This is a genomic window from Bacillus massiliigorillae, from assembly GCF_000380245.2.
GTDB classification, from domain to species: Bacteria; Bacillota; Bacilli; order Bacillales; family DSM-1321; genus Bacillus_AD; species Bacillus_AD massiliigorillae.
On sequence record NZ_HG428741.1, the window covers coordinates 1204125 to 1224722 of the forward strand.

General features: G+C 35.8%; 15 protein-coding genes. 14 read left to right on the plus strand and 1 reads right to left on the minus strand.

Annotated elements, in window-relative coordinates:
- The 3 genes from TX86_RS05655 to TX86_RS05665 all read left to right on the plus strand — a co-directional run bounded on the left by TX86_RS05655 (window position 1) and on the right by TX86_RS05665 (window position 4761).
- Window positions 1–1242, plus strand: coding sequence for a M20 family metallopeptidase (locus TX86_RS05655; RefSeq protein WP_154663055.1), 1242 nt, complete (start codon window positions 1–3; stop codon window positions 1240–1242).
- 427 nt (window positions 1243–1669) lie between these two features.
- Window positions 1670–3091: an MATE family efflux transporter gene (locus tag TX86_RS05660; protein WP_042347059.1), complete on the plus strand. Its 1422-nt coding sequence runs from the start codon at window positions 1670–1672 to the stop codon at window positions 3089–3091.
- Window positions 3092–3135: 44 nt separating this feature from the next.
- The gene (locus tag TX86_RS05665) at window positions 3136–4761 is read left to right on the plus strand and encodes an amidohydrolase (RefSeq protein WP_336469852.1); all 1626 of its coding nucleotides are present in this window, start codon (window positions 3136–3138) and stop codon (window positions 4759–4761) included.
- 429 nt (window positions 4762–5190) lie between these two features.
- On the opposite strand, the gene TX86_RS05670 is transcribed toward TX86_RS05665, so the two are convergent.
- Window positions 5191–6597 (minus strand): sigma-54 interaction domain-containing protein, encoded by a 1407-nt coding sequence (locus TX86_RS05670; protein ID WP_042347064.1) that lies wholly within the window; start codon window positions 6595–6597, stop codon window positions 5191–5193.
- Window positions 6598–6926: 329 nt separating this feature from the next.
- Here TX86_RS05670 and TX86_RS05675 point away from each other — a divergent pair, with 329 nt between their 5' ends.
- The 11 genes from TX86_RS05675 (at window position 6927) to treC (ending at window position 20592) form a co-directional block, all read left to right on the plus strand.
- On the plus strand, window positions 6927–7703 hold the full coding sequence (locus TX86_RS05675; RefSeq protein WP_042347066.1) for an SDR family NAD(P)-dependent oxidoreductase: 777 nt from the start codon (window positions 6927–6929) through the stop codon (window positions 7701–7703).
- Window positions 7704–7732: 29 nt separating this feature from the next.
- The gene (gcvPA, locus tag TX86_RS05680; RefSeq protein ID WP_042347069.1) at window positions 7733–9121 is read left to right on the plus strand and encodes an aminomethyl-transferring glycine dehydrogenase subunit GcvPA; all 1389 of its coding nucleotides are present in this window, start codon (window positions 7733–7735) and stop codon (window positions 9119–9121) included.
- Window positions 9122–9152: 31 nt separating this feature from the next.
- Window positions 9153–10724: an aminomethyl-transferring glycine dehydrogenase subunit GcvPB gene (gene gcvPB / locus TX86_RS05685; protein WP_042347072.1), complete on the plus strand. Its 1572-nt coding sequence runs from the start codon at window positions 9153–9155 to the stop codon at window positions 10722–10724.
- A gap of 112 nt (window positions 10725–10836) precedes the next feature.
- Window positions 10837–11589: an SDR family NAD(P)-dependent oxidoreductase gene (locus TX86_RS05690; protein WP_042347074.1), complete on the plus strand. Its 753-nt coding sequence runs from the start codon at window positions 10837–10839 to the stop codon at window positions 11587–11589.
- Window positions 11590–11653: 64 nt separating this feature from the next.
- On the plus strand, window positions 11654–13312 hold the full coding sequence (locus TX86_RS05695; RefSeq protein WP_042347077.1) for a M20/M25/M40 family metallo-hydrolase: 1659 nt from the start codon (window positions 11654–11656) through the stop codon (window positions 13310–13312).
- An 88-nt stretch (window positions 13313–13400) separates the two neighbouring features.
- Window positions 13401–14885, plus strand: coding sequence for an amino acid permease (locus TX86_RS05700; protein ID WP_042347078.1), 1485 nt, complete (start codon window positions 13401–13403; stop codon window positions 14883–14885).
- A 74-nt stretch (window positions 14886–14959) separates the two neighbouring features.
- On the plus strand, window positions 14960–15766 hold the full coding sequence (locus TX86_RS05705; RefSeq protein ID WP_042347082.1) for a transporter substrate-binding domain-containing protein: 807 nt from the start codon (window positions 14960–14962) through the stop codon (window positions 15764–15766).
- A 58-nt stretch (window positions 15767–15824) separates the two neighbouring features.
- Window positions 15825–16520 carry an amino acid ABC transporter permease gene (locus tag TX86_RS05710; protein WP_439096840.1) on the plus strand — a complete coding sequence of 232 codons (696 nt, stop codon included), beginning with the start codon at window positions 15825–15827 and terminating at the stop codon, window positions 16518–16520.
- The gene (locus TX86_RS05715; protein ID WP_042347086.1) at window positions 16486–17208 is read left to right on the plus strand and encodes an amino acid ABC transporter ATP-binding protein; all 723 of its coding nucleotides are present in this window, start codon (window positions 16486–16488) and stop codon (window positions 17206–17208) included. The genes TX86_RS05710 and TX86_RS05715 overlap by 35 nt, the downstream gene beginning before the upstream one ends.
- A gap of 259 nt (window positions 17209–17467) precedes the next feature.
- A complete protein-coding gene (gene treP / locus TX86_RS05720; RefSeq protein ID WP_042347088.1) occupies window positions 17468–18895 on the plus strand; it encodes a PTS system trehalose-specific EIIBC component in 1428 nt (475 codons plus the stop codon).
- A 26-nt stretch (window positions 18896–18921) separates the two neighbouring features.
- Entirely contained in the window at window positions 18922–20592 is a 1671-nt protein-coding gene (treC, locus tag TX86_RS05725; RefSeq protein ID WP_042347090.1) for an alpha,alpha-phosphotrehalase, read from the plus strand.
- Window positions 20593–20598: the final 6 nt, after the last annotated feature.

The window sequence follows — 20598 nt, forward strand, 5'->3', positions numbered from 1 at the left end:
ATGAATGCTAAAAATATGAATGATAGACGAATAAGAGATAAAGAGGAAGTATTACAGCTTACTCAAAATCTAGTGAGAATAGAAAGTGTATATCGTCCTGAAGTTGAAGGAGGAAATGAAACAAAAGTAGCCCTTTATGTTGCAAACTATCTAAAGGATATAGGCATAGAGGTACATATTGAAGAAGTTGTACCTGGCCGTCCAAATGTAATCGGAATAGTAGATTCCGGTCGTCCAGGAAAAACACTTCTTTTTGAAGGACATACAGATGTTGTAACGGAAGGGGATAGAAAAGCATGGCAATATGATCCCTTTGGTGCCGAAATTGTTAATGGCAGAATGTATGGTAGAGGAACGAATGACACAAAAGGTAATCTAGCTTGTATGATTACTGCAGTTCATTCATTATTAAGAGACAAAGAAAACTGGTCAGGGAAAATTATTTTATGTATTCCTTGTGACGAGGAAGGCTTAATGCTAGGAATTAAGGATTTTATTAAGCGTGGTTGGGCGAATGGAGTAGACGGAGCTATAATTTGTGAGCCTGTAGAAAATGAAGTTTGTATTACTCAAAAGGGAGCTATGCGTATAGCTATTCATGTATACGGGAAAATGGCTCATGGTGCAATGCCTTTAAGTGGCATTAACCCCAACATTCGGATGGCTAAAATATTATACGAAATAGACAAACTTGAGACCCTTGAAAAAGAGCGGTTAGGAAAACATCAAATGCTAGGCTGGCCTTCAATTACTCCAACTATTTTGAGAGGTCCAGTACACGGTGAACCACAAATTAATGTTGTTCCAGATCAATGTTACGCTACTTTTGATATACGTACTATTCCTGGACAAAATCATGAAGTATTGAAGGGACAATTACAAGCTATTTTAGATAGGCTAGCAATCGATGATGCTCATTTTCAAGCAAAGATGGAAGTAATAGAAGAACGCCCTTGGACTCTTACAAACTATGATGAGCCAATCGTAAATTCTGTTTCACAAGCTGTTGAGATAGTTACAGGGAAAAAGGCTGTATATAACGGGGTAGGCGGAGCAACTGACGGTACATTTCTTCATATGGCGGGAATTCCGATTGTAACAATAGGAGCTGGTGATCGAGAGATTCCGCATCAAATAAATGAGTATGTAGAAACTGATGAATTAGCGGAAACAACTGAAATTTATCGAACAGCTGCATTAATGTTCTTGAAAGAAGACGGTTTGAACAATGAACGGAAATAAAATTGCTATTATTCTTAAAGATATGTTTAATAGCATCTATTATAAACATAAGTAAATTTATAAGCCTGAAAAATTGATATATAAAGACGTACCTTCGGGTGCGTTTTTATTATGTTAAGAGAATCTAAAGTTGGTTCTACTAAAATTTTGTATTTAACATTTATTATCATTAGTAGGATATTTGTTGTTAATAGTTTTTGTCTCTTTTATGAAATAAGTATAAATTACCCCATTAAATACATAAAGATCAAAGTCACACCGCATTCTTAAATAACTATAATCAATTCTTATTACATCAAAAAAAAGTCTTTACCCGATATTTTTACTGAATATTCAGAAAATAACCTATTGACATGGAGTTTAATCGAACAATTAGTATTAAGTATAGTATTTTTAAATGAGCTATAAAGATGAATGGGGGTACAAAATGGAGAATATCGATGTTCAAGAACAATCTAATATTGACTCTAAAATACTTGAAAATAGGGAATTAGGTACGAAAAACATTAGTAGTCTATTTTATCGTTATATTACTTTCGCTATTTTAGGTAACATTTTTTTGGTAATACCTACATTTATTGATGGAAATATCTTAGGACAGTTGGGGCCAGAAAAAATGGCAGGTGTTGGTATTGGGTTAACAATTCTAGTCCTTTCTCGTGCGATAGGTACATTTATTGGGGTCGGAACTGGAGCTGTTGTTGCTTTAAGATTAGGGGCAGGAAAAATTGAGGAAGCAAGAGGAATAGTTGGTCAATTAATATGGTTTGGCGTAATCTTGTCGACGGTTATCGCTATTCTTGGTTATGTCAATAATGAATCTATAATGCGTTTTTTTGGGGCAAATGATGTGACACTACCATTTGCAATGCAATATGGAAAACATATATGGATTGCTTTTCCTTTTCAAGTTTTAGCAATTATTCTTGGTATTCTAGCTATTCTTGATGAACGCCCTGCACTTAGTATGATGAGTTGGTTAGTTGGAGCCATTGTAGCAGCAATTACTGAACTCATCCTTTTTCATAAATTCCATTACGGAGTTGCAGCTTCTGCTTGGTCTGGTGTTATCGGTCCATCATTTCCGAGTCTATTAATCTTCTATTTTATTTTTAGTAAGTCTTTATTAAAACCTAAATTAAAAGATATTAGAATCAAGATGACAAGTCTTAAAGAAGTAAGTGCTACAGGTTTTGCCTCATTCGCAATTCAAATAACTCTGTTTATTGCAATGATTGTGATTAATAATTTATTAGTTTCATTAGGTGGCGAGTTACACGTATCTGCTTTTACAATACAAAATGCATATATAACCAATTTTCTTATGTTTGTAGTTATGGGAATAACAACTGGGATTCAACCATTAATTAGTTATAATTATGGTGCTCAACTTTACCAACGAGTAAATAGAATTACTTCATTAGGACTGAAATTCTCCTTCTTAATTACACTATTCTTGACTTTACTTATATATTTCTTTACTGATTCAATAGTTGCTTTTTTTACAGGTGGAGATATAGCTTTACAAGATCTTGGTGTATGGTCAACAAGGGTATTTAATATATCTTTCCCTCTGGCAGCAATCATCTTATTTATATCATGTTACTTTCAAGCAATTGAAGAAAATGTAAAAGCAACCTTTATAGCATTAGGAAGATCTTTTATTTTTTCATTACCATTAATCTACATTCTTTCAAAATACATAGGGGTAAATGGTGTATGGTACGCAATTCCTATTGCAGATGTCATCACATTCTTAATAGCAATTTATTTTATGTCCAAGGAGTTTCGAAGATTAAAACATCTTAAAGAAATTGAATATTCAGATACAAAAGAAGTTTCTAGTTAAACTTGTTATTTATCTGAATATTATAAAAATCAATTGGGGGAAAAATGATGAATACAAAAAAAGCGGATATTGTCCTTTCAAGTAATGCAGTCTTTACTGGACTCACTGATAAACCTGAGGTAGCTTCTATAGCAATTATTGACAATAAAATTGAAGCAATAGGATCTAATGAGGAAATGATTTCTTATATAGGTAAGGATACAAAAGTATATTCTTTCGAAGATCAATTAATTATGCCTGGATTTCATGATTTTCATTTACACATTAACGATGGAAGTATACAAATGGATAGTATCATTTTAATAGATGTAAATTCTGAAGAGGAAGCTGCAGAAATGGTACGTCAATTTGCTGAGACAAGACCTGAGGAACCTTGGATTATAGGTTTTACTTGGTTTCATGAAAATTGGGAGAATAAACAGTTACCATCTGTAGCTTCACTTGATCGTGTGCTTCCGGATAGACCAGTGATTCTATTGCATGCGGAGGGTCATTATGGTTGGGTAAATAGTAAAGCTTTAGAAATAATGGGGATTAATCGTGACACGCCAAATCCAGCATTTGGAGAGTTTGCTAAAGATGAGAAAGGTGAATTGACAGGAATACTCTACGAGAAGGCAATGGATTTAATTTTTAAAGGTGCATATGATTTTTCACGTGAAAAAAAAATAGCTATGTTAAAAAGATTTTTCCAGCTATCGGCTGAATTAGGTGTTACATCATTAAATGATTTGTATGCTCCGTCTAGCGAAATTTTGGAGGACTATGAATTATTTAAAGAATTAGAGGAGACAGGAGATTTAACAGCTCGAATTCATCTTTTTCCAGCTTTAAACGGTGATTTAGAACGGGCTAAACAATTAAGAGATACTTATTCATCTAATATGCTACAGGTTTCCGGATTAAAACAGTTTATCGATGGAGTTATTTCGGGGTATACTGCTTTTTTACTAGAACCATATGCAGATAAACCTGAAACAAGAGGAAGTACAGCTTTCTCACCAGAATTGATAAAAAAATGGGTATTAGAAGCGGATCGTGAGGATTTTAGTATTCGATTCCATGCAATTGGTGATGGAAGTGTGCGCTTAGCACTAGATGCATATGAAGATGCACAAAAAATAAACGGTGTAAGGGATTCTCGCCATGCCATTGAGCACATAGAAACGATTCACCCAGATGATATTTGTCGTTTTAAACAGCTAGGTGTTATTGCATCAATGCAGCCTTTCCATTTTGTTGCAGAAGAAGCAAAAGAGTTGTTTAATTCTCGACTAGGGGAAGAAAGAAATAAAATTACATGGCCAGTTAACTCTCTGAAGAATGCTGGTGCAACATTAGCGTTTGGTAGTGATTTTCCAATTGTGGAACTGAATCCTTTGTCAGAAATTTATGCTGCTGTAACAAGATCACTTAGTATGACATCTCAGGAAAAAGTATGGAATATAGATGAACGCATTTCACTTTCCGATGCTCTAAAAGCTTATACGTATGGTCCTGCATATGGGACATTCAGAGAAAAAGAACTTGGAACATTAGAAGCGGGTAAATTAGCTGACATTATAGTATTAGATAGAAATTTATTCGAAGTACCAGAGAAGGAAATTTTAGATGCAAAAGTAGGGTTAACAATTATGAATGGAAATATCGTTTTTGAACGAAATGTATAAAAAGATTGCTCCCTAAATGGAGTAATACAATGCAAAAAGATAAAAAGAGTCCTAGTTTTTGAGCTAGGGCTCTTTTATTACCTATCAATTATTAGTTTTAGAGGATTTATGTTTAATTCAAAAGATAATTGAAAACAATGATGAAAGAAATAAAGTAGAGTACCACTGACCGTATGGGATTTTTTCAAGTGCGATTTTGTGACACTAGGAAATGTTTATGATAACCATATGCTTCAACCGTTAGTTGAAAAGGTGTTTGGAATAAAGGTAATTCCAAACACCTCTTGTCTACACTCTGAAGGGTAAACTTAGTGATCTATTTGTTCACTAAACAAAATTTAAAAGGATATAGGGGAGTGAGTTGATTCCCTCTCGAATCGTCCATTGCTAGGAGAAAGAAAACTTCATGTATCAAGGGTTTCTGGCTTTTTATTTTGTCGGAATATCAATACCCAATTTGTCTATCTTCCGATATAAAGTTCTAATACTTAGCCCTAATTCTTTCGCTACTTGAGTCTTTCCTCCATAATCATAGCCATATTGAGCTAACTTTTGAATAATAGTTTCTTTTTCTGATTCCTTTAAAAAATCTTTTTCTGTTTGAATAGGTTGAATATTAGCATTTAAATCACATAAAAAATCTGGTAGTGATGATGCTGTCAATTCCATCGTTCTTTCCATATTCATGCTATATTCAATCACATTTTCTAACTCGCGTATATTACCGGGCCAATGATATTTCTTTAACTTCTTCAAAAAGTCCTTGTTGTATGTTTGAATGAATTTTCCCGTTCTCATTTGCAATTTTTCCATTAAGATTTCGAGTAAATCTTCTAAATCCTCTTTTCGTTCTCTTAATGGCGGCAAATGGAATGGAATAACATTAAGCCTGTAATAAAGATCGGAGCGAAATTGTTTGGATTCTATTAATTGGGATAACGGCTGGTTCGTTGCTGCAATGATTCGTACATTGACTTTCTTTGTATGTGTTCCTCCAATTCTGCGTACCATTCCATCCTGCAATACTTTTAACAGCTTTGGTTGCAGATGAATCGGAAGGTCTCCAATTTCATCTAAAAAAAGAGTTCCTCTATCAGCTAACTCGAAAAATCCTGGCTTTCCTTTTTTTCTTGCTCCTGTAAAGGCTCCTTCTTCATAACCAAATAATTCGCTTTCAAATAGTGTTTCAGGAATGCTCGAACAATTTATTTCGATAAAATCACCTTTACGAAACATACTTTGCTCATGAATAAGCTTTGCTAATAAACTTTTACCTGTTCCCGTTTCCCCTGTTATAAAAATAGAGGAAGAGCTATTCTTAATGTTTTTAATATTTTCCTTTAATTTGTTCAATGTAATGCTGTTACCTAAAATATATTCCGTTTTTTCTTGTTTTGCTGGGGATATACTTTCGAAACCATCTATCCCTTGTACGATACCAATAATAATATCGCTTAATTGTGACATCCAATAACTATACTCTTTTTGACGATTGATTAATTTCTCTTGGCCATCTGGAGAAAAACTTACAAAAGATAGATAGCCGAAGTGCTTTCCATTTCGTACAATGCTAATTACGATTTCGGCTGTTGAAGGACATTTTTTTTGAAAATGACAACCACGACAAATACTCATATGACCTGGCTTTTTGACAAAGTTAACTGGATACTCATATTGTTTTTGGAAAAAAGGTAAATGAACACGATTTCCTTTCTTCAGCTTGTATTCCTCTGTCGATACTGTTATTACGCCTTTCGGGTCAAAGAAAGCGATTTCGATTTGTAAAAGGTCTGAAAAAGTTTGTATCGTTTTACTAATCACAGTGATTGAAGACAATAGAAAATCCTCCCTTTTATAAAAAATATAGTAGTTTCCTAAGTTTCAAATCATAAAAACAACGAAATCGCTTGGAGACAAGATTTTTTCATAATACATAATCTACCATTCTAAATATAAACATTCTAGTTCTTATGATGTACAGAACGGTTCCTTGTATTTTTACAAGTATAAGTAAATACAATATTTTTTGTCAATTCTTTATATTTTTGACAAAAATGTCAAGCTCATCTGCTTCTGACTACTAAAATTCGCTGATATATCAACACTATTAAGTTGGCATAATTATTGCATTAATAACTATCAACACACCTTAAGGAGGTTATTGTATGGAAAAAGACTATATTCAATTAAAAGATAAAGTCTCGGTAGTTACTGGTGCAGCATCTGGTATAGGCTATGCAACAGCAGAGCTTCTAGCCGAAGTAGGCTCTAAGGTTATTCTTCTAGATATTGATAGTGAGAAGGGCAACCAAGCTGCACAAAACCTGAGAGATAAAGGCTATCAGGTAGACTTCTTAAAATGTGATGTAACAAGCTCCCACGATTGTCAGCATGTTAGTGAAGAAATTAATCGTAAGTACGGTAACGTTTACGTGCTTTTTAATAATGCTGGCATTATAAAACGAAAAACTGTAGTTGATTTAGAAGAAGCTGAATGGGATTCAGTCATCAATGTTTCATTAAAAGGTGTCTATCTCTTATCTAAATACATTATTCCTCTTATGGCTTCTGGTGAAGGTGGAAGCATTATCAATACAGGCTCAGGTTGGGGATTAAAAGGTGGAGATAAGGCTGCAGCCTATTGTGCTGCAAAAGCCGGTGTCGTTAATCTAACAAAAGCAATGGCAATTGATCATGGTCCACAAAATATTCGGGTCAATTGTATTTGTCCAGGAGATACAGATACACCGTTACTAAGAGATGAAGCCAAACAATTACAGCTAGATGAAGGCGCATTTCTTAAAGACTCTGCCATAGATCGACCATTAGCAAGGCTTGGCACACCTCGTGACATAGCAAAAGGCGTCTTGTTCTTAGCAAGTGATTTATCTAGTTGGATGACAGGTACAGAACTCGTTGTTGACGGTGGAGGTTTAGCGTAATTATTTAAATTTTACTAGGAGGTATTACTATGACAAAGAAGGTACATCCTTACATACCTAATATGGTACCAGAGGTAAAAGAGGAAATGTTAAAAGAAATTGGCGTTGAGTCAACAATGGAGTTGTATTCATGTATTCCTGAAGAATTACTCTTTCAAGGAGAAATGAACATACCAAAAGCTTTAACAGAGCATGAACTTCGCCGCCATATTGATGGTTTATTAAATAAAAATGCTAGTGCTAATGAGTATTTGAACTTTCTAGGAGCTGGTTGCTGGCAACATTTTGTCCCTGCTGTATGTGATGAAATCAATCAACGATCTGAATTTTTAACAGCATACGCTGGAGAACCATATGAGGACCATGGTCGCTATCAAGCATTGTTTGAATATCAAAGTTTATTAGCAGAATTGGTAGATATGGATGTAGTAAATGTTCCTACATTCGACTGGGGTCAGGCTGCAGCTACCTCTTTACGAATGGCAGGTCGCATAACGGGTAGAAAGAAAGTTCTTCTAGCTAAAACGGTCTCTCCTGAACGAGCAAAAATTATCGTCAATTATGGTACACCTGAACTCGAATTTGGCGAAATCGGTAATGACAAAGATACAGGTCTTCTAAATCTAGACGAATTAAAGAACCAAATTTTTGATGACGTAGCAGCCATTTATTTTGAGAATCCATCCTATTTAGGGTTTATTGAATCACAAGGAACTGAAATTTCCGAGATTGCTAGAAAACATGGTGTACTTATAGTCGTTGGCGCTGATCCGATTTCATTAGGGGTACTGACTCCGCCAAGCCGCTACGGAGCAGATATCGTTTGTGGTGATCTTCAACCACTTGGCATGCACATGAACTACAGTGGTGGTCAAGCTGGATTCATTGCAACAAGAAATGAAGAAAAATTCGTAAATGAATTTCCTTCCCGTCTGTTCGGTATCGTACCTACGGTGAAAGAAGGAGAGTATGGATTTGGCGATGTAGCTTATGATCGAACATCATTCGCTTTACGAGAAAAAGGCAAAGAATCGGTTGGTACGCAAACAGCTTTATGGGGCATTACTGCTGGTGTTTACTTAGCTTTATTAGGACCAAATGGCATGTATGAACTAGGGCAAACTATTATGCAAAATAGCCAATATGCTGTCAAAAAGCTGAATAAAGTTCCTGGAGTAAAAGGTTCAAGATTAAATTCACCTTTCTTTAAAGAATTTATCGTCGATTTTAATGGGACAAATCTTTCTGTGGAAACCATTAATGAGAGGTTACTAGAAAGAAAGATTTTTGGAGGCAAAGATCTTTCTAACGAATTTCCTGAGTATGGCCAAGCTGCGCTCTACTGTATAACGGAAGTTCATACACAAGAAGATATTGACCAACTAATTACTGCTCTAGAGGAAATAGTGAAAAATTAAAACGCGTATTGAGGAGAGGAGATTCTATCTCATGAAAAAAATACAAAGAAACAATAAAGTTCGTGACTTTCATCAAGCGAAATGGAATGAACCAATTATTTTTGAGCTTCATCAACAGGGAGAAGTAGGTGTTGAAGTTCCGACAGCTAATCAAACGATTGTTTCAGAAGTTGGAGATGGTATTTCTGCCATTCCATCCACCATGTGTAGACCGGAAAAACCTAATCTACCTGAAATCAGTCAAGCACGTGTCTTAAGACATTATGTTCGACTTTCTCAAGAAACATTAGGGTCAGATTTCAATGTCGAGATTGGTCAAGGGACTTGTACGATGAAATATATTCCGAAAATCAACGAGCTGTTAATACGTAATCCGAAAATGATGGCGTTGCATCCTCTACAAGATGAAAGCACCGTTCAAGGTATGTTAGAAATCATTTATAAGCTGGATCTTTGTATGAGAGAGATTTCTGGAATGGATTATTTCTCTTTCCAACCAAGCTCTGGTACCCAAGCGTTATTTGCAATGGCTTCCATCGTTCGAAAATATCATGAATCAAGAGGAGAAGATAAGCAACGTGATGAAATTATCACAACGATTTTCTCCCATCCTTCACAAGCTGCAACAGCAGCCGTAAAAGGATACAAAATCATTACATTACATCCAGATGAAGATGGTTTCCCTGACATCGAGAAATTGAAAGCTGTAGTGTCTGAGAGAACAGCTGGTTTTGTTGTTGCAAATCCGGAAGACACAGGTATCTACAATCCGAAAATTAAAGAATTCACTAAAGTTGTTCACGAAGCAGGTGGCATTTGTTATTACGACCAAGCAAATGCCAATGGCCTTCTCGGTATTACTCGAGCCAAAGAGGCTGGGTTTGATATGTGCTTCTTTAATCTTCATAAAACCTTCGCTGCTCCACATATGTGTGGTGGTCCCGCAACAGGAGCACTTGGAGTCGTAGATGAGCTCAAAGAATTTTTACCAGGACCAATTGTTGAGTTTGATGGAGAGAACTATCATTTGAATGATACTTTAGCACATTCTATTGGAAAAGTACGTGCATTTCATGGAGTAGCACAAACGATTCTGCGTTCTTATGCTTGGATTCGTGCATTAGGTTCGGAAGGCTTAAAAGAAGTAGCTCAAACGGCGGTACTTAATAATAACTATCTGTACCATAAGATACAAAAGATTCGTGGTGCCAGTGCACCATATGTAAAGGGTCAGCGTCTTGAACAGGTTCGCTATAGTTGGGAACAGATGACACAAGAAACAGGCGTGACAACAGAAGATGTTCAACGACGAATGACAGACTTTGGTCTTCATTATTGGACCAGTCATCACCCATACATTGTACCTCAGCCATTTACACTTGAACCAACAGAATCCTATTCAAAAGCAGATTTAGATGAATATATTGCAGCACTTGAACAAATATCAAATGAAGCCTATGAAAATCCTGAAATCGTTCAAAATGCACCATATAACAGCACTATTCACAAATTAGATGAACAAGATTATTTAGACAATCCCGAAGAATGGTGTATTACATGGCGATCTTATCTAAAAAAATCGATGGTTTCTGAATTGAATTAAAAAGTGAGTAAGGCAAGCAAACTTCGGTTTGCTTGTCCTCTCCTCTTATTTTCTAATAAAAAATTCACTCTATGATTAGATTCCAAAATGAAATGGATTAGGGGGGAATGAATTGAATAATGGAAGATATCTAGACAGTTTGCGCAATAAGCGAGTAGTTATTACTGGTGGAGCAAGTGGTATCGGGTTAGCTACTGCCATACGATTTGCTAAAGAGGGCTCAATTGTTACTATTTTAGACCGTAATAAAGAGCAACTTTCTAACACACTTCGAGAATATCCATCGATTGCACATGGCGTTATTGCTGATGTAAGTAACCCGATTGAAGTTAAACAAGTATTTGAAGAGATAGATTCATTGACTAACGGAGTAGATATTTTGATTGCGAACGCTGGGATTAGCATACGTGCTAATTTTATCGATATTACCCCAGAGCAATGGAGAAAAGTGCTTGGTATTAATCTAGATGGTATTTTTTATACGGCTCAAGAAGCTGCGAAACGAATGTTAGATCAAGGAAAAGGAGTCATTCTTATGACTGCTTCGACAAATGGGCTGGTAGGTCATCCCTATTACGCTGATTATAATGCCTCTAAAGCAGGCGTTAATCTCTTGGCTCGAACCATGGCACTGGAACTTGCTCCAACGATTCGTGTGAACACTATTTGCCCAGGATATGTACTTACACCTATGCAAATGGCAGAATACACACCTGAAATGCTAAAACAAACCGATGAAAAAATCCCATTAAAACGACATGCAAAACCGGAAGAAGTAGCGAATTTATACGCTTTTCTCGCCTCTCAAGAAGCAGCCTATATAACGGGTCAGCATATTCCAATTGATGGCGGAGAACTAGCTTAATAGTTAGTGTTTTTTCAATAAATAATTTTTAAGAATACGAATTTTTTCGAAAGGGTGTTGGGAAATGATTTCGTCATTTGCATGTCGTGAAGAAGTATTAAAGTATACAAATGAATTAGTAGCAGTAGAAAGTATCGTTAACACCACAGGAGAAATTGCTATTGCCAACTATTTATATGACAAAATAGCTTCTTTTCCTTATTTCAAACAAAATCCTTCGTATGTACTACTTTCTCAAACAGAAAATGATGAAGTAGAGCGTTATAACGTGTTGGCTTTTGTAAAAGGAACGAAAACAAGAAGCGGTAAAACGGTTATTCTAATGGGGCATACTGATACGGTTGGAATTGATGACTATAGTCATTTAAAAGATAAAGCTTGTTTCCCTGAAGAATTGATGAAGGCATTACACAATGAACCTTTACCAGACTTAGTAAGGAATCAGCTAGAATCAGGTGACTGGCATTTTGGACGTGGTACTGTCGATATGAAAGCAGGTGTAGCAAGCCATCTCTATTTACTTAAATACTACTCTGAACACCCAGAAGAACTATCTGGAAATCTATTATTATTTGCTGAATGCGATGAAGAAGATAGCTCCCATGGCGTTTTATCAGGATTAAAAGATTTAAAGAAGTTACGTGAAGAACATCAATTTGATTACGTTTCACTTATTAATTCCGATTTTGTCGCTCCTCGCTTTGAAGGAGATGAAAATCGTTATATTTACAAAGGTTCAATTGGAAAGCTCCTCCCTTCTTTTTTCATTACAGGTGCAGAAACACATGCGGGTTCTTCTTTTGAAGGGCTTGATCCAAACTATATTGCGGCTGAGTTAACGCGACAAATCAGCTATAATCCCGATTTAGTAGATGACTCATTAGGTGAATTTCCGGCACCCCCCGTCTCATTAAAGCAAATGGATTTAAAACCGACCTACACTATCCAAACGGCTCTTTCTGCTTATGTCTATTACAATTTCTTTATCCAGTCGTGGTCTCCAAAAGAAGTCATGATTAAGCTTAAAGAACAAGCAGAAATCGCTTTTGACCGAGCTTTACAAACACTTACTGAGCGCTATCAAACATTTTGTGCACGAAGTGGAGAAACGTATAACGAATTGCCATGGAAGACAAGAGTAATTGTATACGAAGAAATGAAGCAATTACTTGAAAAAGAGCATGGTGATCGATTTATCCAACATATGAAAGTGTTTAAAGAACAATTACTACTTGATAAGAGCTTAGACACTCGAATGTTTGCAGCGCGTGTAGTTGAAGAAGAGTGGAACTGGATGACAGACAAAAGCCCAGCTATTATTATGTTCTATTCGTCACTTTATTCTCCACGTGTAGATGTTACAGGGAAAAATGAAAAAGAACAGCATCTACTACAGGCATTACAGGAAGCCATCGAACAAGTTCAGCCGACCTATGCTTATCCAATCGTAACGAGAAATTTCTTTCCTTATGTATGTGATATGAGCTGTGTGGCGCTAAGCGATGATGAAGAAGGAATACAAGCTGTTTGCAATAACAATCCAGGATGGGGTACGAAACATTTTGTTAATTACCAAGCTATCCGAGATATTAATGTACCAGCTATTAACATTGGACCTTATGGATACGATGCTCACAAAAAATATGAAAGAATGGAACTTGCTTTTTCTACAGAAATAGTTCCGAAGTTAACAAATGAGGTGATTCGCCGTTTATTGAAATAAAAAGATCCTTACTAAATTATTTAGAGAAATAAATGACACTCAACTCAATAGAGGATAGAGAGTAGTTAGAGGAAATGGAGGTAAAGAGATGAGCAAGATGGAGTATCATTCACCTGAAGTAACAGGTGCTACTAAAGTTGGTAAACTAAATCGTGGATTACGCTCTCGCCATATAACGATGATTGCAGTTGGAGGTGCAATTGGTACTGGTCTATTTGTTGCGAGTGGAGCAACTGTAAGTCAAGCTGGTCCGGGAGGGGCACTTATAGCTTATCTTGCAATTGGCTGTATGGTGTATTTCCTCATGACAAGCCTTGGAGAGATGGCAACCTTTCTTCCTACATCAGGTTCTTTTGAAACATATGGAACGCGTTTTGTAGACCCCGCCTTTGGTTTTACACTTGGTTGGAATTACTGGTTAAGCTGGTCAACGACCATTCCAGCCGAATTAGCAGCCGGAGCATTAGTCATGAAATACTGGTTCCCTCACTCTTCGGATATTTTATGGGGTTCCATCTTCTTAGCGCTTATGCTTATTTTAAATGTACTTTCTGTAAAAAGTTTTGGTGAAGCAGAATTTTGGTTCGCAGGCATTAAGGTTATTACGATTATTGTCTTTTTAGTAATCGGTTTGTTAATGATTCTAGGGATATTTTTTACACCTGCAGCAGGGTTTCATAACTTTACAACTGGTGAAGCTCCATTTAAAGGAGGTTTCTTTGCCATATTAGGTATTTTCATGATAGCTGGTTTTTCATTTCAAGGTACGGAAATGGTGGGTATCGCTGCTGGTGAAAGCGAAAATCCTGAAAAACATGTTCCAAAAGCTATACGTAGCGTATTCTGGCGCATACTTATTTTCTACGTACTCGCCATTGCAGTTATTGGGCTTATTATTCCTTACACAGATCCAAGTCTACTCAAATCAGATGTCGATAACATTTCGGTCAGCCCCTTCACATTAGTGTTCCAAAAAGCAGGTCTTGCTTTTGCAGCCTCACTTATGAATGCTGTCATCTTAACTTCAGTACTCTCAGCTGGTAACTCTGCAACGTATGCCTCAACTCGAATGCTTTGGTCTCTCGCAAAAAGTGGAAAGGCTCCAAAGATATTTACGAAAGTAAATGCAAAAGGAATTCCTGCTATTGCTCTTTATACGAATATCATTTTTGGCTTTCTTACTTTCCTATCCTCATTCGTTGGGGATGGAGTAGTTTATATTTGGCTCCTTAATATGACCGGGTTAACTGGATTTTTGACATGGGTTGGAATTGCTATTTGTCATTATAGATTTCGCAAAGCTTATGTAAAACAAGGACTTGATCTAAATCGATTAACGTATAAAGCAAAATGGTATCCATTTGGTCCGTTATTTGCTTTAGCATTATGCATTATTGTAATTATAGGTCAGGGTAGCCAAGCAATTTCTGATGGATCCATTAACTGGTATGGTATGCTCGTTTCTTATATTAGTTTACCTGTATTTATTATTCTTTGGCTTGGTTATAAATTCGTTAAAAAAACAAAGGTAGTGCCTCTAGAAGAATGCGACTTCAGTAGAGATGATTTGTAAACGATTATATCGATACTCAATCAAATGCTTTATCCCCTCAAAAATTCATATGATTTTAAGGAGAGGTGTATGTTATGAAGAAGAAAGTCATGTCTTTAACGATACTAGTAGGTTTGTTTTTGCTTTTTCTAGTAGGAGGTTGTAGTTCTAATGATTCTAAAGTGTCAGGCTCAGAGGATGGAAAGGGAAAAATGAAACTAGTAAACGACGGTAAATTAACGTTTGCTATGAGTGGTTTGCTTAAACCTTTGAACTATAAGGACAATAATAAACTAGTAGGTTTTGATGTTGAAATTGGCGAAGAAATTTCAAAGCGCATTGGTTTAGAGTCAAATCCTGTTACTAATCCATGGGAAACTATCATACAAGGACTAAAAGGTAAAAAATATGATGCCATAATTGGAAGTATGACAGCTACAGAAGAGCGTTCAAAACAAGTAGATTTTTCAGACCCATACTATATTTCTGGAGCACAAGTCTTTGTATCTGCCTCCAATAACGCTATTAAAAAGAAGGAAGATCTAAAAGATAAAAAAATAGGTGTTATGCAAGCAAGTACGTATCAGCAAGATGCTGCAAAATATACGAAAGCTATTAAAAATTACCCAAGTGATATTTACGCACTTCAAGATCTTGAACCAGGACGTGTGGATGCTGTTATTACAGATAAAATCGTTGGTATATCTGCAATGAAAGAAGCTAATTTAAAAATCAAAGACGTTGACAATGTACTTAAAAATGAAAATATAGCCATAGCTGTTAATAAAGACAACCCGGCACTTTTGAAAGCAATCAATAAAGCGATTAAATCAATGGTTGAAGATGGTACGTACGAAAAAATCAGTAAAAAATGGTTCGGAGTGAATTTACTAGAAAAATAAAAACCTAGCCTTTTTATTGAACTGAGGAGCTGAAGTGTTTATGGATTTTATAAGTAGCATATATTCTATTTTCCAAACACATGGTATTGAATTTCTTAAAGCGACCTTAATTACAATAGAATTAACCGTTGTTTCACTATTGATTGCTGTAATAATTGGTTTGGTTTTTGCCTTTTTTAAAGTCTCTAACATCACCATTTTACAAAAAATAGCTGATTTATATATTTTCCTAGTACGTGGGATGCCCTTAATTGTGCAACTTATGTTCTTATATTATGGAATATCGAGCGTTTTGGTATTATCAGATTTCACAGCTGGCGCACTTGCTTTAGGCATTCACTCTGGTGCATATATAGCTGAAATTTTTCGAGGCTCCATTCAATCCATTGACCGTGGACAAATGGAGGCAGCTCGTTCTTTAGGAATGCCATATTCCTTATCGATGCGCCGGATTATATTACCTCAAGCCTTTAAAAGAGCGATTCCATCGTTAAGCAATCAATTTATTATCGGATTAAAAGATTCTTCACTTGTCGCATATATTGCTGTTACAGAGTTATTCAACCACGCGCTTTCTGCTCAAGCTGAGAACTATATGCCCTTTGAGACATATTTCGTCGTAGGTATATATTATTTAATTCTTGTTCTGATTTTCACGCTAATCTTTAACAAGTTAGAGAAAAAATTAGATGTTAGCAAGAGTAGGGGAGGCAACAGATTTGATCAAGGTAAGAAATTTATACAAAACGTTTGATAAATTAGAAGTGTTACGGGATATATCTATTGAAATTGAGAAGTCAGAAGTTGTCGTGCTAATCGGTGCTAGTGGTTCAGGCAAAAGTACGTTGTTGAGATGCTTGAACTTTTTGGAAATTAAAGATAGTGGAGAAATTGAGATTAATCAAAATTTAATCGATATTAATAAATCTGATTTAAACAAAGTAAGAGAAGATATGGGAATGGTATTTCAGCACTTCAATTTATTTCCCCATATGACGGTATTGGGTAATGTGATTGAAGCACCTGTTCATATTAAAAAACAAAGTAAACTAGAAGCTAGTGAAAAAGCGATGCAAATATTAAATAAAGTAGGCTTAGCTGACAAAGCCAACTACTATCCTGAACAATTATCAGGGGGGCAAAAACAACGGGTTGCGATAGCGAGAGCACTAGCTATGAAGCCAAGCGTTATGCTATTTGATGAACCGACATCTGCGTTAGATCCCGAACTTGTAGGTGAGGTGCTTGAAACAATGAAGAATCTCGCAAAAGATGGGATGACAATGGTGATTGTTACACATGAAATGGGGTTTGCCAGGGAAGTAGCAGACCGTGTTATCATGTTAGCAGATGGCAAAATCATTGAGGAAGGTCATCCAGAAACGTTCTTTACAGAGCCTAAAGAGGAGCGAACACGACGATTTTTACAGCAAGTATTATAATTATATCATTTATGTTAGTACTTTTGAGATAAATGACTATTATTTGGTATGGTTTCTATAATAGTAGAGCTAGAGCGGGAGAATATTTTAAGCCCATGTAACAAAAAATGCTTACTGTAAACTACAGTAGGCATTTTTTTTATGAGCTATTATCAGAAATAATAATCATTTTTTGAAAGCGTTGACAGAAACCTATACGTATAGGTAGAATGATACCAAGACCTGTACGTATAGGTTTAAATGTAAGGAGGTATTTTCAGTGGGTAAATATGCGAATGAAGCAAGAGATTTACTTGAATACATTGGTGGCAAAGAGAATGTCGGTGCAGTTACACATTGTGCAACTCGTATGCGATTTGTATTACAAGATCCATCATTAGCGAATAAAGAAAAAATTGAAGGTTTAAAGTGTGTAAAAGGCGTTTTTTCCCAGGCGGGTCAATTCCAAGTCATTATTGGGAATGATGTATCGGTATTTTACAATGAGTTTGTGGAATTATCTGGTGCTAATTCGGTTAGTAAAGAAGACGCTAAAAGTGCAGCTAAAAATAATATGAACTTTATTCAAAGATTAATGGCGAATTTGGCTGAAATCTTTTCACCGATTATTCCTGCGTTAATTGTTGGTGGATTAGTATTAGGGTTCAGAAATATTATTGGCGATGTGAAAATGTTTGAGGATGGTACGAAAACTCTTGTAGAAATGTCACAGTTTTGGGCTGGGCTACATAGTTTTCTTTGGATTATCGGGGAAGCTATATTCCACTTCCTACCTGTAGGTATAGTGTGGGCAGTAACTAAGAAAATGGGTACAACTCAAATATTAGGTATTGTTTTAGGTATCACGTTAGTATCTCCTCAGTTATTGAATGCATATGCAGTTGCTGGAGGCGGAGAAATACCTGTATGGGATTTTGGCTTTGCACAAATTGATATGATTGGTTACCAGGGACAAGTCATCCCAGCCATTCTAGCAGGTTTTGTATTAGTGTATTTGGAAAGAGGACTTAGAAAAATTTGTCCATCATCTATTTCAATGATAGTTGTTCCTTTCTTTGCATTGATTCCTGCTGTTTTACTTGCTCATACAGTTCTAGGTCCAATTGGTTGGACGATTGGTGAGTGGATTTCTTCTGTTGTTTATGCTGGATTAACATCTACATTTGGTTGGCTGTTTGCAGCTATATTTGGTTTTGCTTATGCACCGTTAGTTATTACAGGCTTACATCATATGACTAATGCAATTGATCTTCAATTAATTGCCGAAATGGGTGGAACATCACTGTGGCCGATGATTGCATTATCTAATATTGCTCAAGGTTCAGCAGTTCTTGCGATGGTATTTTTACAAAGTAAAGATAGTGATGCAAAACAAGTGAATGTGCCAGCATGTATTTCAGCGTATTTAGGTGTAACAGAACCAGCTTTATTTGGTGTAAACATGAAATATATGTTCCCGTTCATTGCAGGTATGATTGGTTCAAGTGCTGCAGCTATCATTTCAGTGAGCAGCGGAGCGATGGCGAACTCCATTGGTGTTGGTGGGATACCAGGTATTCTTTCAATGCAGACAAGTAGTATGGGAAGTTTTGCACTTTCAATGGTTGTAGCAATTGTAATTCCTTTTGTGTTAACGATGATTCTAGGAAGACGTAAATTGCCAACATATCAACCAGTACAAAACTAACTAGGAATGAAAGTAGAGTGGAAATAATGAAGAATTTAAAACAAAGTGTTGTTTATCAAATATATCCTCGTTCATTTAAAGATTCGAATGGTGATGGTTTCGGTGATTTACGTGGTGTTATTGAGAAGCTTGATTACTTGCAGAAGCTAGGCGTTGATTATATATGGTTAACACCGTTTTATATTTCGCCACAAAAAGATAATGGTTATGACATTGCTGATTACTATAAGATTGATCCATTATTCGGTGAGATGGCTGATTTTGAACAGTTAGTTGAAGAAGCAAGAAAAAGAAATATTGATATTATGCTAGATATGGTTTTTAACCATACTTCAACAGAACATGAATGGTTCAAAAAAGCGTTACAAGGAGAAGAAAAGTATAAAAACTTTTATATCTTGAAAGAAGGAAAAGAAGGTAAGGAACCAACAAACTGGGTTTCTAAATTCGGTGGTTCAGCATGGGCATATAGAGAAGAATTTCAAGAATACTATTTGCATTTATTCGATGTCACACAAGGTGATTTGAATTGGGGGAATCCAGAAGTTAGAGAAGAAATCTATAAGGTAGTTAATTTCTGGCTAGAAAAAGGAGTAAAAGGATTTAGACTAGATGTAATTAACTTAATATCTAAGCCGGAAATTTTTGAAGATGACACAGTTGGAGATGGCAGAAGGTTTTATACAGATGGTCCGAAAATTCATGAGTATTTAAAAGAGTTGAATGAAAACACCTTTGGTAAACATGATGATGTCATTACAGTTGGAGAAATGTCTTCTACAACAATCGACCATTGTGTGAAGTATTCGAATCCAGAAGAAAAAGAATTATCTATGGTATTTAACTTTCATCATTTAAAAGTAGATTATAAAAACCAAGATAAATGGACGTTGATGGATTTCGACTTTCATATGTTAAAAGATATATTCAAAACATGGCAGGAAGGTATTCAAGAAGGTAATGGCTGGAGTGCGGTTTTCTGGTGTAATCACGACCAGCCACGAATTGTTTCTCGATTTGGTAATGATACTGAGTATCATCATGAAAGTGCGAAGATGCTTGCGACTACTGTTCATATGATGAGAGGAACACCATATATTTATCAAGGTGAAGAATTCGGTATGCCTAATCCGCATTTTAACAGCATTGAACAATATAGAGATGTTGAATCAATCAATTACTATCATATTTTGAAAGAGCAGGGTGTGCCGGAGCAAGAGATTCTAGAGATTTTGAAAAGCAAATCTCGTGATAACTCAAGAACTCCGATTCCGTGGAATGATGAAGAAAATGCTGGATTTACTACAGGAACGCCATGGATTTCACTTGGAGACTCAGCAAAAGAAATCAATGTAAAGAATGCATTAGAAGATCCGAACTCAGTCTTTTATTTCTATCAAAAGCTTATTTCTTTAAGAAAGCAATATCCGATAATTGCAGAGGGCGATTTCAAAATGATTTTAGAAAATCATGATAAAGTAATGGCTTATACAAGAACATATGAGAATAAGATGTTGATTGTTTTAAATAATTTCTATGCTGAAGAAACAAAGGTGAAGTTACCAAGTAACATAATAGAGCGTGTAGAACATAGCGATGTGTTAATTGGAAATTATGAAAACACACCTTCCTTAAGCGGTGAAATTACATTAAAGCCTTATCAATCTATTGTATATTATGTAGGTCTAAATCATTAGAGATAA

What these genes read in the sequence shown, in the direction of transcription:
- TX86_RS05705 (WP_042347082.1), top strand. Translation starts at nt 14,960, where the DNA reads ATGAAGAAGAAAGTCATGTCTTTAACGATACTAGTAGGTTTGTTTTTG.
- TX86_RS05675 (WP_042347066.1), top strand. Translation starts at nt 6,927, where the DNA reads ATGGAAAAAGACTATATTCAATTAAAAGATAAAGTCTCGGTAGTTACT.
- TX86_RS05695 (WP_042347077.1), top strand. Translation starts at nt 11,654, where the DNA reads ATGATTTCGTCATTTGCATGTCGTGAAGAAGTATTAAAGTATACAAAT.
- TX86_RS05665 (WP_336469852.1), top strand. Translation starts at nt 3,136, where the DNA reads ATGATGAATACAAAAAAAGCGGATATTGTCCTTTCAAGTAATGCAGTC.
- TX86_RS05700 (WP_042347078.1), top strand. Translation starts at nt 13,401, where the DNA reads ATGAGCAAGATGGAGTATCATTCACCTGAAGTAACAGGTGCTACTAAA.
- gcvPB (WP_042347072.1), top strand. Translation starts at nt 9,153, where the DNA reads ATGAAAAAAATACAAAGAAACAATAAAGTTCGTGACTTTCATCAAGCG.
- treC (WP_042347090.1), top strand. Translation starts at nt 18,922, where the DNA reads ATGAAGAATTTAAAACAAAGTGTTGTTTATCAAATATATCCTCGTTCA.
- TX86_RS05660 (WP_042347059.1), top strand. Translation starts at nt 1,670, where the DNA reads ATGGAGAATATCGATGTTCAAGAACAATCTAATATTGACTCTAAAATA.
- gcvPA (WP_042347069.1), top strand. Translation starts at nt 7,733, where the DNA reads ATGACAAAGAAGGTACATCCTTACATACCTAATATGGTACCAGAGGTA.
- TX86_RS05655 (WP_154663055.1), top strand. Translation starts at nt 1, where the DNA reads ATGAATGCTAAAAATATGAATGATAGACGAATAAGAGATAAAGAGGAA.